General features: G+C 49.9%; 14 protein-coding genes. 8 read left to right on the top strand and 6 right to left on the bottom strand.

Annotation, left to right across the window (positions count from 1 at the left end):
• The 3 genes from R6U67_RS14020 to R6U67_RS14010 all read right to left on the bottom strand — a co-directional run.
• Window positions 1-1163, bottom strand: a 1163-nt coding sequence (locus tag R6U67_RS14020; RefSeq protein WP_410253116.1) for an NAD(P)/FAD-dependent oxidoreductase, incomplete at its 3' end; no start/stop codon positions are given.
• A 132-nt stretch (window positions 1164-1295) separates the two neighbouring features.
• Window positions 1296-2513, bottom strand: coding sequence for a polysaccharide pyruvyl transferase family protein (locus tag R6U67_RS14015; protein WP_410253115.1), 1218 nt, complete (start codon window positions 2511-2513; stop codon window positions 1296-1298).
• Between the two features lie 68 nt (window positions 2514-2581).
• Window positions 2582-3751, bottom strand: a complete 1170-nt coding sequence (locus R6U67_RS14010; protein WP_410253114.1) for a glycosyltransferase family 61 protein — start codon at window positions 3749-3751, stop codon at window positions 2582-2584.
• 251 nt (window positions 3752-4002) lie between these two features.
• Between R6U67_RS14010 and R6U67_RS14005 the strand changes: the two genes are divergently transcribed.
• Together R6U67_RS14005 and R6U67_RS14000 are read left to right on the top strand one after the other, a co-directional pair.
• Window positions 4003-4377, top strand: coding sequence for a hypothetical protein (locus R6U67_RS14005; RefSeq protein ID WP_410253113.1), 375 nt, complete (start codon window positions 4003-4005; stop codon window positions 4375-4377).
• Window positions 4378-4545: 168 nt separating this feature from the next.
• Entirely contained in the window at window positions 4546-5181 is a 636-nt protein-coding gene (locus R6U67_RS14000; protein ID WP_410253112.1) for a L,D-transpeptidase, read from the top strand.
• A 161-nt stretch (window positions 5182-5342) separates the two neighbouring features.
• Here R6U67_RS14000 and R6U67_RS13995 read toward each other — a convergent pair whose 3' ends face one another.
• Both R6U67_RS13995 and gloB read right to left on the bottom strand, forming a co-directional pair.
• The gene (locus tag R6U67_RS13995; protein ID WP_410253111.1) at window positions 5343-6587 is read right to left on the bottom strand and encodes an O-antigen ligase family protein; all 1245 of its coding nucleotides are present in this window, start codon (window positions 6585-6587) and stop codon (window positions 5343-5345) included.
• Between the two features lie 94 nt (window positions 6588-6681).
• On the bottom strand, window positions 6682-7455 hold the full coding sequence (gloB, locus tag R6U67_RS13990) for a hydroxyacylglutathione hydrolase (RefSeq protein ID WP_410253110.1): 774 nt from the start codon (window positions 7453-7455) through the stop codon (window positions 6682-6684).
• A 441-nt stretch (window positions 7456-7896) separates the two neighbouring features.
• Between gloB and R6U67_RS13985 the strand changes: the two genes are divergently transcribed.
• The 5 genes from R6U67_RS13985 (at window position 7897) to R6U67_RS13965 (ending at window position 13593) form a co-directional block, all read left to right on the top strand.
• The gene (locus R6U67_RS13985; protein ID WP_410253109.1) at window positions 7897-8943 is read left to right on the top strand and encodes a glycosyltransferase family 2 protein; all 1047 of its coding nucleotides are present in this window, start codon (window positions 7897-7899) and stop codon (window positions 8941-8943) included.
• A complete protein-coding gene (locus tag R6U67_RS13980) occupies window positions 8940-9614 on the top strand; it encodes a TVP38/TMEM64 family protein (protein ID WP_410253108.1) in 675 nt (224 codons plus the stop codon). The genes R6U67_RS13985 and R6U67_RS13980 overlap by 4 nt, the downstream gene beginning before the upstream one ends.
• A 408-nt stretch (window positions 9615-10022) precedes the next feature.
• Entirely contained in the window at window positions 10023-11228 is a 1206-nt protein-coding gene (locus R6U67_RS13975) for a glycosyltransferase family 4 protein (protein ID WP_410253107.1), read from the top strand.
• Between the two features lie 51 nt (window positions 11229-11279).
• Window positions 11280-13295, top strand: coding sequence for an ATP-binding cassette domain-containing protein (locus tag R6U67_RS13970; RefSeq protein ID WP_410253106.1), 2016 nt, complete (start codon window positions 11280-11282; stop codon window positions 13293-13295).
• A 127-nt stretch (window positions 13296-13422) separates the two neighbouring features.
• The gene (locus R6U67_RS13965; RefSeq protein ID WP_410253105.1) at window positions 13423-13593 is read left to right on the top strand and encodes a hypothetical protein; all 171 of its coding nucleotides are present in this window, start codon (window positions 13423-13425) and stop codon (window positions 13591-13593) included.
• A 7-nt stretch (window positions 13594-13600) separates the two neighbouring features.
• Here R6U67_RS13965 and R6U67_RS13960 read toward each other — a convergent pair whose 3' ends face one another.
• Window positions 13601-14035, bottom strand: a complete 435-nt coding sequence (locus tag R6U67_RS13960; protein ID WP_410253104.1) for an acyl-CoA thioesterase — start codon at window positions 14033-14035, stop codon at window positions 13601-13603.
• Between the two features lie 174 nt (window positions 14036-14209).
• Between R6U67_RS13960 and R6U67_RS13955 the strand changes: the two genes are divergently transcribed.
• Window positions 14210-15391: a hypothetical protein gene (locus R6U67_RS13955; RefSeq protein ID WP_410253103.1), complete on the top strand. Its 1182-nt coding sequence runs from the start codon at window positions 14210-14212 to the stop codon at window positions 15389-15391.
• Window positions 15392-15399: the final 8 nt, after the last annotated feature.

Raw genomic sequence — 15399 nt, 5'->3', positions numbered from 1 at the left:
ATGTCGAGGAGTTCTCCGGCGAGGTACAGATGGGGACAGATGCGACTTTCTAGGGTTTTGAAGTTGATTTCTTTGAGGTTGATGCCGCCGCAGGTGACGAATTCGTCTTTGAAGATGCCTTTGCCGCTGATGGGATATTGACTCTGGAGGAGTTGCTGGTTGAGGCGGTTCATGGCTTTTTTGGAGAGTTCGGCCCAGCGGGTTTGAGGGTCGATCTCGACGGCGTTGAGGTGGTAGTTCCAGAGTCGTCGGGATAGGGGAATGGGGGAGACACTGCCTAGGGTTTTGCGGGGGTGGTCGGCTTTTTGGCGGTGATAGATCTGATGGAGGGTTTCGGGGTTGTGTTGGGGGAGCCAGTTAAGACGGATTGAGGTTCGATAGTGGCAGTCGTGGAGGGTTCTGGCACCCCAGGCGGAGAGTTTGAGGACGGCGGGACCGCTAAGTCCCCAATGGGTAATCAGGAGAGGACCCTGTTGTTTGAGTTGGTGTTGTTTGAGTTTGTGTTGTTTGAGGTGGTTATCAGGGAGGGAAATCTCGACGTTGGGGACGCTGATGCCGGCCAGTTGGGTGAGTTGGGGGTCGCGGATGTTGAAGGTAAAGAGGGAGGGTACGGGAGGAATGAGACTGTGGCCGAGGTTTTGGGCGAAGCGATAGCCGCTGGGATGGCTACCGGTGGCTAGGAGCAGGCGATCGCACTCCCGTGGGTCTCCATGACGTAAGCTGACTCTAAAGCCGCTGGAATGACGCTCAACGGCTTGGACGGGGGTTTGGGTTTCTAGGGTGATGCCGGCCTGTTGGGCAGTGTGTAGGAGACATTGGGCGATGGTGTCGGAGTCGTCGGTGGTGGGAAACATCCGTCCGTCGGCTTCGGTTTTGAGGGAAACGCCGTGATTCTGGAACCATTGGCTGGTGTCGCGGGGTTGGAAGCGGCTAAAGGGACCTCGCAGGGCTTTAGACCCGCGAGGATAATGTTGGGCGAGTTCTTTGGGGTCGAAACAAGCGTGGGTGACGTTGCAGCGTCCTCCGCCGGAGATACGGACTTTGTGGAGGGGATGGCGGCTGGCTTCGAGGATGGTGATGGAGAGGTTGGGGTTGTGGGTGGCGGCGGTGATGGCCCCGAAGAATCCGGCGGCCCCACCGCCGATGATGATGATGCGTTGCACGTTTCGTCGTGAATTGTTGATCGTTTTTGTAGAGGCTTTATGATTTGAAAACCCAAGTTAATACCTAAGTTAATAAACGTATTTTTGGGCGTTTATTGCTATAGATGATTACCATAGATTCAGCGGCTAGGCTCAGGGCTTCATGACATGAGCGAGCAATGATTCGGTTAGACGAGATTCAGACTGAAGTTGCTGAGTCCGATTGAGGAGATATTCTGACAATTCTGATGATTGATTCTGGGTGATGTCAATCCCTTCTAACATTTTCTCAATAGAAAGTTCTAGGCAGGTTGGATTGAGGGGGGTGATTTTCCAATCTAGCAACTCACATAGGCTTTCGACCTTATGTGAAACACTACGCATAGGGACAAATGGACAACCGACCTGTGCCGCCATGATGATGTTGTGGTAATGTCCTGAGACTAAAGCACTAGAACTTTTTAGGAGAGACCAAAACTCGGTATAATTTCCATCAAAGACAAACGCTCCTGTAATTTCCTTTAAGGTTTGGTTGATTTTCCTAAGAGAACCACTACCAGCATCCATCAGAATCACTTGAAATCCCTTTTCTTGAATAGCAGATATTACTGTTGTGAATAGATGCAACGAGTGATTTTGATTCATATTGCTGGCAAGAACTGAGATAAAGCTCAAACAGATGTAGGGAGACTTGATGGTATGAGCAGTCAGCCAATCCTGGATCTGATCTTGTTTGGATAGATCAGGAGAGATAGAAAAAACGGGATCAGGAACCAGTTGTGATTCAAATCCTAAACTTTGCAAAAGTTGATTAGAGCGAGGTTCTCGGGCTGTCACAAGGTCGAGATAGGGACAAAGATATTCCAAAATCCCTTCCATGACTAAGTCACTACCGGGAGCTGGGGTGGTTTGGTTGATTAGGGCAACTTTTTTATTGAGATACGTTTTAGCGTACCAAAGTAAAAATGCTCCTCGAAGACTAATTTTATTGGTTTTGTAGTTCAACAACTCTGCATTGTGAATGACTAGGTCGGACTGGGATAGTAAAGGGAGTAGGAACTCGGAGGCGTCTCTCGCGTCGCCTCGCTGCCACATTTCTCCATATCGCTGAAAATCGTTGGCAGTTTTTGGGAAGTATTCAGCGATTCTTGGAGTGTTTTTAGCTCTTTTTACATACTTCTTTAGTTGCCTTAAGCTCGGTTTGGCTGGGGGTATTTCTTGATAATAATCTTTTGCCAAATCTCGCTGCTCAACGGTAATGAGTTTTTGTTCTGGAGCCGCGTTGGCAACCATACGTATTAAGGAACTCATGGTTGCTTGACAGCCAAAGTTATTGATGTAGCTGTTGTCATTCAAGAGTAAAATTGTCATTTTAGGATAATCCAAAACATTTATACAATCGAGGATTTCAGAAACGCTAGATGTGGTAGATATAAAATCTACTCAATTTTCATCTCTTTGAGGATGGCTTCAAATTCCGAGATATCGACGTGAATGTCCTCTAGTCTGAGATGGGGGTCTTCAAAGGGCTGGGGTCGTGGGCCAGTCCCAAAGAGGTAATAATAGTCTAAACCAACTTGGTTGCAAATGTTCCAATAACTGACGCTGACGTAGTTGGGGGAATAAATCTCTAATACTTTGCTGTTTTTGGGGCAAAAAATGAGGTTAGTCAGTCCGGCACCGTGGGGGGCAATCACAGAGTTGGCGGTGGCAAATAACTTGATTTGCTCGGTGAGAGAATAGTCTTCGAGAAAGACTTTTTCAAATCCTTTTTTTTGTAAGTTTTCTAGGATTTCATCTTCGTTGAGAAGCCGTCGGCTGCTGGCTTTGTTGCGGCTAATATAAAGACGTCTGGTTTTATTGGTATCATCAGAGTCAAGGATAGTCTGGGGGATTAATGCTTGTCTGAGAAACTCAAAGGCCCAGTTACCGATGTTACAGGTTTGGTGACGAACAAAGGAGGGAACGAGCAGACGTTTGGCTTGTAGGTGAGGGTAGTCTGCTGCGGTAATCAGTTTCTCTGGGGGAATGTTGAGAAGTTTGAGGGAGTCACGCTGAAACCCTTGAGCTAGATCATTGATGATAAAATAGTCGATGTCTTGGAACCAATCTGGCGATCGCCTCAGCAGGTCATATCGAGGCAAAACATCGACTATCCAGTGAAAAAAGCTGTTTCCACCGGCTGCACTTAGGACGGCAACGGTTTTATCTAGGTAAGTTGGGGGCTGAATTTCTTGGCGAAAAATGGGATGTTTTTGGGGGTTGTTTGGGTCAACTCTCATGTAAATTGAAGCGTCAGATAAGAGTTGATTGTCTGGGGTAATGACGGCAACACCGTTCCAAATTCGTCCGCCGGCTACGGAGGCAAGATAGGCGGGTTGAGATTGGGTTCCATAGTCGAGGTTGAATTTCCAGTATAGGTCTGCGTCAAGGGTGTTCGGAGGTTGGCGGGATAGGGATTGAGGGGGATAAATGTTAGGTCTTAAACCATTCGTTTGACGCTGGTGATCCGGGAGTTGGTTCCACCAGTGATCGATGGTTGGATAAACCCCGTCGGGGGTATAGGATTTCTGGAATTTCTGGAATAACGACTTGAGATAAGATTTCAATGGTTTTGCTTGAACTGTTACGGCGATGGATTTGGGTCTTCAGCCTTCATAGCAAACTGTGGTAAATTTGTCAATGAATCGACGGAGATTTCCGCAAAAGGCTAGGTCCGCAAATCGAGACGGGTGGGGGAAGGGCCAGGATCTCGGAAGAGGTTACGGCCGGCGGTTGGGGGGGATCTGTTGTGGTGGAGGTCTGAGATGGATTATTATATCGGCTATATTGGACGGCGATCGCCTACCTGATTTTAGTCATGTTTGTATCGTTACTATTAATGGCTTCGATGAGTTGGACTCCAATTCCTGAGTTGGCGGGCCAGGGAGTGGTGTTGAGTCAACGCATTGGCGATGGGGTGGGAGAAGCTTGTCGTCGGGTGGCGATCGCAACGGATCAGACGTTATACCTGTATCCTCGTCCAGTGATGACGGGGGATGGCAATACTCGGGGGGAAACGGCGATTGTTGGGGTATTCTCCGATGAACAAATCCAGTTGCTACGGGCCAATGTCCCCGGTGTCGATGGGGATGATCGATTTTGGCATGAGATTGTTGATAGTATCGGCAATCGGGGCTATATTTTGGCGTTTGATCCGACGACGGGACAATCGACGTTACGCTTTTGTCCTTAACCGCGACGACCGCTGAGATAGGTTTGGGTGAGGGGATGGCTGGGTTGGCGCAATGGCAATTTTCACCTGAAAAACCGATTCTGCGGAAACTGTCGTATAAAATATGTAGAAGCTTTTAGCACTTCAAGATTCACACCTGAGACTTCAGTGAGGAGAACAACATCCACTATGACCCCACGGCGAACTGTTCACTATCTTCCCAAATGGCTCGGTACCATCGCATCGGGTGCTGCGGCTATGGTCTTCCTCAGTCCGGGGATGGCGATCGCTCAAGATGAGATCGCCTATCGTCTGCGCGTCAATCCTAATCTCCAAGTTCCTCCCATCGGTGAACCTGGGGAGTTTTTGCCCGGTGGCGATGGGGTTCCGCCTGAAGTCCCGAGTGATCCTGACGCTCAACCCGATCGCATTGGTAAACCCGATTCCCGGATTGAACTGCGGTTGAGTGAACGTCGGGTCTATCTCTATGAAGATGATGAGGTCATCGCTAGTTATCCTGTGGCGGTTGGGAAACCCGGTTGGGAAACGCCGGTTGGCGAGTTTCAGGTCACCAATATGGCCCTCGATCCGGTTTGGGAAAATCCCTGGACGGGTGAGTTGGTTCCCCCTGGACCGAATAGTCCCATTGGCCCGGCGGTAATTGTCTTCTATGAGGGTAATGACTGGATTGCTTTTCATGGAACTCCCAATGAGGAGTTGATTGGCCAGGCGGTGTCTCATGGTTGTGTGCGGATGCGGAATGATGACATTCTGGCCATGTATGAACAGGTGAACCCTGGAACGCCTGTGGTGGTTTCTCAATAGGGAACAGGGGAAGAAAAGGCAAGAGGCAAGAGGCAAGAGGCAAAAGAAGGGAACAGGGAACAGGGAATAGGGAATATTTGAGATCTCTGGCCTCGACTTTGGCTTTCTGTGACTTACGACATTTTGAGTGACCTGTTGCTTGCTCTGTGTTGCTTGCTCTGTTAACGAGTTTCTACCCCGAGGTCTTCGCCTCGGGGTTTTTGGGGTTGGGGAGAGGTTCCCCCCGGGTCAATGGCTGCGAGAAGTAGCCAGCCGAGGGTGTTGATGCGGGCATCGAAGAGGGTGACGTCGATGAGATGAAAGAGGGTTGTGGCGGCAAAGGCCAGCAGTAGCATTAGGGGGATGAGATTGGTCTGAGTTCTTAGAGGTTGGAGGGGGTTGAGGTGGGTGACACCGCGATAACACACCCAGCCTACGCTGAGATAGAGAAGTAGGGTGGCGGGGATGCCGGTTTCGGCTAACAACATCAGAGGCAGGTTATGGGGATGTCCGAGCCATTGTCCGCTGTGGTCTTGGTAGAGTTGGGAAAAGTGACGCAGTCCCCAACCCCAGATGGGGCGATCGCAGCTTAAGTCCCAAGCAAATTGCCATTGGCTAGTCCGTAGGGTTTCAATGGGGCGATTGGGGTAGAGGTCATCGTTGAGACGTGCCCAGATGGCTCTCGGAACGATTTGCTGTAGGGGGGATTGGAGGGGGGCGGGGCCAAAGGCGGCCCCGAGGATGAGGGCGGCCATGGCCCCAACGGCGGCAATTAGCCAACGCCAACCGAGAACGATGGCATAGGTGAGGGCGATCGCGATCGCAACGGCCCAACCGTTGCGGGAGGAGGTGGCGAATAGGACGAGGCTGTTGGCTAAGACTAATCCTCCCCAACCCCAGATGGCCCGGGGCCAGGGACGATGGGCGGGACGGGTTCGCCAGGCTTGAACGGTGAGTCCGACACTGAGGGTCCAGGCGATGACGCTGAAGTTGGCCAGGGGGTTGGCGTAGCCGAAGACGGATGACATACGACCTGGGGGAGTTCCACCGGCTTCGAGTTGCCAAGAGATGAGCCAACCCCAGTCGATGGGACCATGCCAACCGAGGTACTGTTGGCCGAGGCCGATGAGGGCGACGGGTAGGGAGGAGAGGGCGATCGCTTCGGCGAGTTGTTGTCGTTGTTGGGGTTGCTGAATGAGGGAACGACTGGCGATAAAGATGGCGATGAAGGGCAGAAAATTGGCTAATCCGAGGAGGGCCGTTGAGGTATCTTCGGATTGTAGGGCTGAGAGGAGGAGGAGTAGGGAGAGTAGGGCCAAACTCCAGGTGAGAGGCTGTTGCAGGTGCGATCGCCCCTCTCGCCACCAGGACCAGCTACAAACAGCGATGATGGCTAGTCCTCCCAATAGGGGACTCAAGGGGAGCATTAGCACTCCTGCGCACATTAGCCGCCAAGGGATGCTCTTTTGTTGATCTAGCCCCATTGCCATGCTTCAACGGTTAACGGTTCATACTTCACGGTTAAAAGTTGTCTTTTCGTCCCCGCAACCGGGCAAAGGTTTGTACGGAATCGTGACTTTGAACGGTTTGTTGTAGGCTGGGATGGTCCCAACGGAGAAAGGGATTGGTTTGTTTTTCCAGGCCGATGAGGGAGGGGACAGTGGGTTGGTTACGCGATCGCGCCTCTTTTACCTCTGCGAATCGTTGCTGAAGGGTGGGATTTTCGGCATCGACGGTTAGGGCAAATTGGAGATTTTTAAGGGTATATTCGTGGGCGCACCAGATGCGGGTGTTCTCGGGGAGATTCCGCAATTTGCCCAGGGAGGTGACCATTTGGGCTGGGGTTCCTTCAAAGAGTCGCCCACAGCCGCCGACAAAGAGGGTATCGCCACAAAAGAGTTCACCGCTGTCGTCGGGATGGGTGGGAGGGAAATAATAGGCGATATGGCCGCGAGTATGGCCGGGAACGAAATAGACTTGGGCGGTTCGTCCGGCAAAGGAGACGCGATCGCCCTCCTCTAGGAAGACGGACTGGCCGGGGATGCGCCCTTTGTCTTCTCGTCCGCCATAGGTAATTACGTCGGGAAAGGCCTGTTGCAAGGATGGGTTCCCCCCGACATGATCGGCATGGTGATGGGTGTTGAAGATGGTGGTGAGGGTTGCGTCTAGCTGCTGGAGTTTGTCTAAGACGGGGGCGGCTTCGGCGGGATCGACAACGGCGGCCATCTGACGGGGGCGATCGTACAAGAGGAAGATATAGTTGTCGGATAAGGCGGGAAGTCGATAAATCTCCATGGTCAGGGTGAGATACGAGTCAGGGCAATGGATGTGACTTAACTTGAGTTAACCTAACATGAGTTAACCTAACATGAGTTAACCTAATTGTGAGTGTCTCAAGAGGGATGTCGGCAGAGATAGATTATGGGTCAAGCTTTGCAGGGAAAGACAATTGGCTATTGGCGATCGCTGATTGAGTCATGTTTAGACAGTCATGTGATTAGCCATCAGGATTACTTAAAACTAACGTGTTTACTCTTGTCCGGTCAAGGGTTGTCTATTGAAGATTATCAGCAAATTAATGCGATTTTTGATCGTATACAATTAGGACGGATTCGGATTGTTTATACTTGATTTTCGAGGTTTGTGGTTATATTGTAACCTTAGAAAACAAAATTAATGAGTTTTGGATGCTGTTTGGAGATATAATTCAAAACAAAACCTGGATGGACTCGATTCATGGGAATGGATGTCGATTTTGAGCGATCGCAGATCACACTCTCCATTATTATTCCCGTTTATAATGAGGAAGATAACTTGGCCTGTCTATTAAAGCGAGTCATGGACAGCCTGGGTATCCCAAATTTGAGTTATGAAATCATTTGTGTTAATGATGGAAGTCACGATAAAAGTTTAGATAAACTTATTGGTTATCATCAAAAAAATCCAGCTATCAAAATCATAAATTTATCCCGTAATTTTGGTAAAGATATTGCTCTCAGTGCCGGATTAGACTTTGCCAGTGGGGCCGCCGTGATTCCCCTGGATGCGGATTTACAAGATCCTCCGGAACTCATTGAAGCCTTAGTTGCGAAATGGCGAGAGGGCTATGATGTGGTCTATGCCACTCGCCGCGATCGTCATGGGGAAACTTGGCTAAAACGTTTTAGTGCTACTTACTTTTATCGCTTAATTGGGCGAGTTAGCAAGGTTCCTATTCCCGAGGATACAGGAGACTTTCGCTTGATGGATCGACGGGTGGTGGAGGCTCTCAAAAAACTTCCGGAACGGAACCGATTTATGAAAGGGTTATTTGCCTGGGTGGGATATCGACAAATTGCGATTGATTATGATCGCGATCCTCGCTATGCCGGTCAGAGTAAGTGGAACTACTGGAAACTCTGGAATTTTGCCCTTGATGGGATTACGGCGTTTAGTTCTTTACCGTTGAAGGTTTGGAGTTATGTTGGACTGATCGTTTCGTCAATCGCCTTAGTCTATGCTATTTTTTTAGTCCTTCGTACTCTGATTTTCGGAATTGATGTTCCTGGATATGCCTCACTGATGGTGGCTGTATTGTTTCTTGGGGGGATCCAGTTGATTAGTTTAGGGGTCATTGGCGAGTATTTAGGACGGGTTTATGAAGAGGTCAAAGGCCGTCCTTTATATTTGGTTCGGGATCTCTATGGTTTTGACGATAGAGGTTTTGACGATAGAGGTTTTGACGATAGAGGGGACGCATCTCAAACCTCCCCAGCGAGTCAGCCTGGGGGAAGGGATTCATGAGTCAACCGTCCCCGAGTGGCCCGCCCATCCGACTACTGTTGGTATTCTGCATTGTGGTGACCGCCTTGGCCATTTATGGATTGGGGGGACTCGATCCTGAACGGATGCGAGCGGGGTTAGAGGCGGCCGGTTGGTGGGCGCCGCTTCTGTATCTGGTTTTGTATAGTCTAGGAACGTTGCTGTTGTTACCTTCGACGCCTCTCAATTTAATGGGAGGCGCTTTGTTTGGAGTGGTTTTGGGAACGGTTTGGAGCAGTTTGGGGGCGATTTTGGCGGCGATGATTGCTTTTGGGTTCAGTCGAACGGTGGGGCGCGAGGCGATCGCCCGACGGATGGGCCAAGGTTGGCAGGCTTTGGATGCTGAACTCCAGCAGGGAGGGGTATTTTATCTGTTTGCGATTCGCCTGTTGCCGATTATTCCTTATGGTGTGGTTAATTTTGCGGCGGGGTTGAGTGGAATTCGCGTTCGGGATTATCTCTTCGGTACGTTACTGGGAACGGTTCCGGGAATCTTGCCGATTGTGATGTTGGGGAGTTCCGGACGTCAGGCCCTAGAAACTGGGGATTTGTGGCCGGTGTTTGGGGCGTTAACCCTGACGGGGATGTTGGTGGTGGGAGCGACGATTTATCGACGCCGACGACGACCACCGAGAGATGGGGATGGGTTTTGAGCCTCTCAGGACATTTCTGGGGATGGGCGATCGCAGGGATCGCGGCCTGGGAATGAGGCTGTCGGCCAAGGCTTTAGGGGCTCATTCGAGGCTCCCACTCGCCGAAAGAGTGTGCTACCTTGGCATAAGCTAGGGGATACTTAGGGGCAAATCGCTCAATCCTGGGCTGAGTCTGACGTTCCTAAGGTTCTGCTCAAGCTGGCGTTCCCTGTTCCTCTTGCAGACCATGATGAACGTGATTACTGATGAGTTGACTGTGGTGGCAGGTTTGGTCATCCAACGTGACATTGTGGTGGTGGGTAGGACCTTTGGTAATCCACCAATCTGCCTAGGTGGGGTAGTGTTGGGATATGCTTGTGATCAGTTTTTACAGGGTCTTTGCCGTACTTCACCTCAATGAGAACTGCTATGACTGTCAATGCTCCTGTGGCCTCCCCAAAGATTTCTATTTTAGTCAGTGATCTCTCGAAACAGGGGGCTGGGCGCTGGGGTGGGGCGGTGCGAACCTTTTTGTTAGCCCAGGCCCTAGAACGAATTGGGGTGACGGTCAAGATTTACGGATTTGTGTTTGGGGATGAACCCTGTGAGCCAACGGTGAGTGATGTTCCCATCATCACGGTTCCGGGTGAGTATTATCCGGGCTTTATTGGGCGATCGCGGGCGTTATTGAAGCAACTCGATACTGATATTATTTATGCGTTGCGTCCGAAACCGACGACATTAGGGTTAGCCTTATGGCACAAACGCAGGACGGGCTGTCGGGTTATTTTAGATATCGACGATTGGGAGTTGAGTTGGCATGGGGGCGATGGTTATCGCTATCGCCCTAGTCTGAGACAATTGGCTCAGGATACCCTGAAACCTCGGGGAGCCTTACGATATCCCGATCACCCTCTCTATCTGCGTTGGATGGAATCTCGCGTCTCTCAGGCCGATGCTGTCACCGTTCATACTCAATTTTTGCAAACTCGCTTTGGCGGAGTCAAAATTCCCAATGGTAAGGATACGGAGTTGTTTAATCCTGAGGCTTATGATCCGCAACTGAGCCGCCAGGCCTATGGACTCTCAGATTATCGCATCTTGATGTTTCCGGGGGCACCTCGCCCCTATAAAGGGATTGAGGATGTTTTACTGGCCCTTGATCGCCTCGATGATCGTGATCTACGGCTGGTGATTGTGGGAGGGAGTCCTTACGATGATTATGATCAGCAGTTGATGCAGCGATGGGGCCGCTGGATTATTCAACTTCCACCGCAACCGGTGACCAAAATGCCGTTTGTGGTGGCGGGGGCTGATATCATTGTGGTTCCTCAACGAGAAACTCCGGCGGCGTTGGCCCAGTTTCCCCTTAAGCTGACGGATGGTATGTCTATGGCAAAACCAATTCTGGCGACTCGGGTTGGGGATATTCCCGAAATTCTCCAAGATTCTGGGTATTTAGTGGAACCTGAGGCCCCTGAGGCGATCGCGCAACAGATTCGCTGGATTCTCGCTCATCCTGAAGAGGCACAACAGCGAGGAGCATTGGCACGAAAGCGTTGTATTGAACACTATAGTATTGAGGCTATGTCGGGGTTGCTCTCGGACGTGGTGCGATCGCTGCAATCCTCCTAAAATTTGTAAACAGTCTGTGTCGTCTTTAACGTTCACCTTGCCCTCGGTTTTATGTCTCCCAATAAACTCTTACTTAAAGTTGCACTGCAATCACCCTATCTGTTTGTAGGGACGATCCTATTAGGATTTTCGGGGGCGGTCTTTAATAGTGTGAGTGTGACCTTGATTGTGCCCTTAATTTTGTCAATCTTAGGACAAGAGACGAGCATGATGGGAGGAATGCCCCCCATTATTCAACAAGCCATGGGATTTGCTGATACTATCGCCGGTGATTATCGAATCGCCATTCTAACTGGGGTTGTGTTCCTGGCGATCGCCTTGAAAAACTTTTCGAGCTACGCGAGTAACTTGGTGGGGACTGCCCTCGGCCAATCTATTTCGAGGACGTTGCGTTACGATGGTATTGATGTATTTTTAAATGTTGATATTGACTTTTATTCGAGCCACAAAATCAGTGAAGTTGTCAACAAAATGAATGCTGAAATGGGGAGAACTTCAGCAGCAATTCGCTCATTCAGCCAGCTTATTATTGCGGTCATTACGATGATTTTCTTCCTGGCTATTTTGACTTCAATTTCTTGGCAACTAACCCTCGCCTCGATTATGGCGTTGGGGTTAGTTGCTTTACTTAACCAGATTTTTATTAAACGAGCGAAAAAGTTTGGTCAGGACTTAACTCGTGATTCTCGGGCATTAACCAATAAGTTGTTTGAGACCCTAAATGGGATTAATTTAATTAAAACTGTGGCAACAGAAGACCTAGAAGCGAGTCGCCTCAGGCATTTAATTTATGCTCGTGAACGTAGTGAGTTCAAGTCTCAGGCGAATTCAGCGGTTATTGGTCCGATTAACGAAACAGCCGGTATTCTTTCCTTGCTTTTAATTGTTCTAGCCGCTCGCTATCTCTTCGCAGAGCAGATTGAAGCCCTGTCGGCGGTTATTTTGACTTACTTATTACTCCTATTTCGTTTATTGCCAGTTGTGGGAACGGTGAATAATATCCGCAGCGGTTTATCGAATAAAAGTGCCAGTATTTTGGTGGTGTCTGACTATCTAGATCGGGACAACAAGCCATTTATGAAAAATGGGTCTATTCCCTTTGAAAAGCTCAAAAGTGGGATTCGGTTTGAGTCAGTTGATTTTAAGTATAGTAGTGGCAATCAGGACTTGGCACTCAAAGATATTAACTTATGGATTCCCCAAGGCAAAACCGTAGCTCTCGTGGGAAGTTCAGGGGCAGGTAAATCCACTCTGGCAGATCTGATTCCTCGTTTTTATGATCCCACTGGAGGATGTATTAAATTTGATGATGAGGACTTACGAAACTATGATATGAAAACCATTCGCCGTCGGATGGGGATTGTTAGTCAGGATACATTCTTATTCAATAGTTCTGTCCTATATAACCTCACCTATGGCTGTGACTGGGCTGGTGAAGCTGAGGCGATAGAAGCTGCGAAACGAGCGAATGCTTATGAATTCATTATGAATTTACCGCAGGGGTTTGATACAGAAATTGGCGATCGCGGGGTGATGTTATCGGGGGGACAACGACAACGTCTTGCGATCGCGCGGGCCATTATCCGCGATCCTGAAGTTCTGATTCTCGATGAGGCGACTAGCGCCCTAGATACGTTATCAGAACGGTTAGTTCAGGAGGCGATCGAGCAACTGTGTCATGATCGCACCACAATTGTTATCGCTCACCGTCTCTCGACCATTCGTAATGCGGATCAGATTGTGGTGATGGAACGAGGACGAGTGGTTGAGGTTGGGTCTCATGCGTCTCTGTTGGAACATGACAGTTATTATGCAACACTGTATGACGCTCAGTTCTCTCAGGATAATGAGGATGCTGTTCAACAAGCCCGCAAGGAAACGTTAATCAATACCTCCTATGAAGTGCGAACCCGTCTCAACCCCATGATTGGTTTCCTCAATTTGTTGGTTGATGACATTGTCGATTCCCCTGAAGAACGCCAGGAACTGACTCAAGAGGCGTACGAGTCGGCGGTCCGTCTTCTCAAAACATTACAGTTTCTTGAAAATAGTGCTAGAGCTGAGTAGGATGCGGCATAGTTATGGACATTGCACCTGCTAGACTTAAGCAGGATTCTGGTTGTTACCCAGAGAACCCGGATCTGAATGGGCCGGTTCTCTTCTAACGTGCGGTGTCTTCTTCTCTATCTTTTCTATGCTAGTTCTTCTAATTTTCTTTATTCTCTTCCTGGTTCTGGTTGCCTTTACTCCCCTATTGGGGTACTCCGATCAAAAATGGATTCTTCCTTTCATGTGGGGATTGTTTGCTCTGTTTACGCTGGCTGGATGGGCCGTGTTTTTAGGAATCGGTTGGCTCAATTTCTAGGAGAGAGTTAGGCCGCTGGAGGACGTTCGGAGTGTAGCCATTGAGCCAGTTGTGGCGTTAGGGGCTGACGCTGACGAGTTTTGGGGTTGATACAGACATGATGGGTGGAGGCTTGACTGACGGGGCGATCGCTCCCTAGCTTGTAGATGGTGTAGTTGACCTGAAACTGACTGGCTTCAATGGTTTTGGGGACGAGTTCGATCGTCACCTCGTCTCCCCAATAGAGAGGAGCGAGAAAGCGGATGTGAGCCTCAACAATGGGGATAGCTAGTTCACCCTGGGCTAAGAGTTGGGCCAAATTAACTCCAGCTTGGGCGATCGCCGCCTCGTAGGCGTAGTGACAAATCGAGAGTAAACGAGCAAAGTAGACGACGCCGGCGGCATCGGTATCCTCAAGACGAATGGTATGCTGGTAAATCATGCAAAATTTTGCAAACGTCATTTTGCAAACGTCATTTTGCAAATTCCCTCCATTAAACCATTGATCGCCATAGGCTCGCCGGAGTTGTCCGGGAATGATACCCGAGTCGGGGTTAGGTCAGCCTCGGGTCTTGGGGGCCAGAATATTCGATAATATGAGTGTTTCTACTCCAGTCCACGAACGTCAGGACGCGCGATGGTTCGATCTGAAATTTTCAGCCGGGCAAGACAAGGGAATGCCGATGCCTTGGCCGCCCTGATGAATCACTCTCTGCAAGCGAAACAGATCACGGTGAATGTCAGCGTGCAGGAGCAGAGTATGGTGGCGATCGCGACGGGACAAACGGCGCCGGATCAAAGCTTTATGGTCAACTTCATCTGTCGGGGCTTGCGAAAACTTGAGGCTGACTCGATCCGCAAAGTCACAATTGTTGGCTATCTCAATGGGGGAACGATTCCCTTATGGCGGGAGACCATACACCTTGATGGTAATCTTGATGGCAATGAGGAGGCTGAGTATCCACCGCTGTTCTCGGACCGGCCAACTTCCCCTCCCCCTCCTGTCTCGGAGTCGAGGTCTCCTGTCGCCTATCCAGCGTCCCTAACCCCCATTGCCTCTCGTCGCCGTCGCCAACCTCCCACCCTACTCTCACGGGTTAAAACCCTGGTTGGGGTGCTGTTGTTTCTTCTGGTGAGCGCCGTTGCGATCGCGGTGGCGGCGTTAGTGAAGCTCTTAACCGCTCTGCTAGCTGAAAATTCGATTTATAGTATCAATCTCCTCGGAGATCTGTTTCGCGGAATTGAGATTGTTGAAGTGTTTAATGTCCTAGTTTTTGCCATTTTGGGCTTGGGGCTCGGCGTGGCGACGGCTTTTATCCCCCGCTATCTGGGAATTCGCTTCAATGCGCTCATTATCATCCTACTGTTACCAACGCTGCTGAGTTTCGGTACGATTATTCGCTATGACAACTGGATTAATGAGTTTGCGGCTAACGAAGGGATTTCGATAACGGAGTCGAGATTAAAAACTGATCGCTATCTCTACGAAAGAATTGAGGAAACGGGGATTTGGGGGTTCTATCTCCATACGGCTCGCTACCCGAGTCTGCCGCTGTATGTACGACAGTTTGAAGAACGAGATCCCCTCGAATCAGAAGCTGTTTCTCGAGTGGAACGACAGGTGGGGATGAATCCTGAGGATCTATCGCTCCTCTTTTCGGTCTGTATGTGGGGGATTCGCGGCTTTTACTTCCTGGTTTCGGTGATTACTGTGATTGGTCATTTTGGCCAAGGGATTGATCTGGCTGATCGTCTCTCGGGACGAGTGGGGATGTCGCCGGAGCCTGAGGGCGATCTGGCCGGGAATCACCCAGATTGACACGTGGG

This window comes from Sodalinema sp. (assembly GCF_046483825.1).
Taxonomy (GTDB): Bacteria; Cyanobacteriota; Cyanobacteriia; order Cyanobacteriales; family Geitlerinemataceae; genus Sodalinema.
This window is presented reverse-complemented; position numbering and strand designations above follow the sequence as displayed.

Coding starts and splice junctions, on each gene's coding strand:
- R6U67_RS13960 (WP_410253104.1), bottom strand. CDS start 14,035: ATGACGTTTGCAAAATTTTGCATGATTTACCAGCATACCATTCGTCTT.
- R6U67_RS13995 (WP_410253111.1), bottom strand. CDS start 6,587: ATGCTCCCCTTGAGTCCCCTATTGGGAGGACTAGCCATCATCGCTGTT.
- R6U67_RS14005 (WP_410253113.1), top strand. CDS start 4,003: ATGTTTGTATCGTTACTATTAATGGCTTCGATGAGTTGGACTCCAATT.
- R6U67_RS13955 (WP_410253103.1), top strand. CDS start 14,210: ATGGTTCGATCTGAAATTTTCAGCCGGGCAAGACAAGGGAATGCCGAT.
- R6U67_RS13970 (WP_410253106.1), top strand. CDS start 11,280: ATGTCTCCCAATAAACTCTTACTTAAAGTTGCACTGCAATCACCCTAT.
- R6U67_RS14015 (WP_410253115.1), bottom strand. CDS start 2,513: ATGACAATTTTACTCTTGAATGACAACAGCTACATCAATAACTTTGGC.
- R6U67_RS13965 (WP_410253105.1), top strand. CDS start 13,423: ATGCTAGTTCTTCTAATTTTCTTTATTCTCTTCCTGGTTCTGGTTGCC.
- R6U67_RS14000 (WP_410253112.1), top strand. CDS start 4,546: ATGACCCCACGGCGAACTGTTCACTATCTTCCCAAATGGCTCGGTACC.
- gloB (WP_410253110.1), bottom strand. CDS start 7,455: ATGGAGATTTATCGACTTCCCGCCTTATCCGACAACTATATCTTCCTC.
- R6U67_RS13980 (WP_410253108.1), top strand. CDS start 8,940: ATGAGTCAACCGTCCCCGAGTGGCCCGCCCATCCGACTACTGTTGGTA.
- R6U67_RS13985 (WP_410253109.1), top strand. CDS start 7,897: ATGGGAATGGATGTCGATTTTGAGCGATCGCAGATCACACTCTCCATT.
- R6U67_RS13975 (WP_410253107.1), top strand. CDS start 10,023: ATGACTGTCAATGCTCCTGTGGCCTCCCCAAAGATTTCTATTTTAGTC.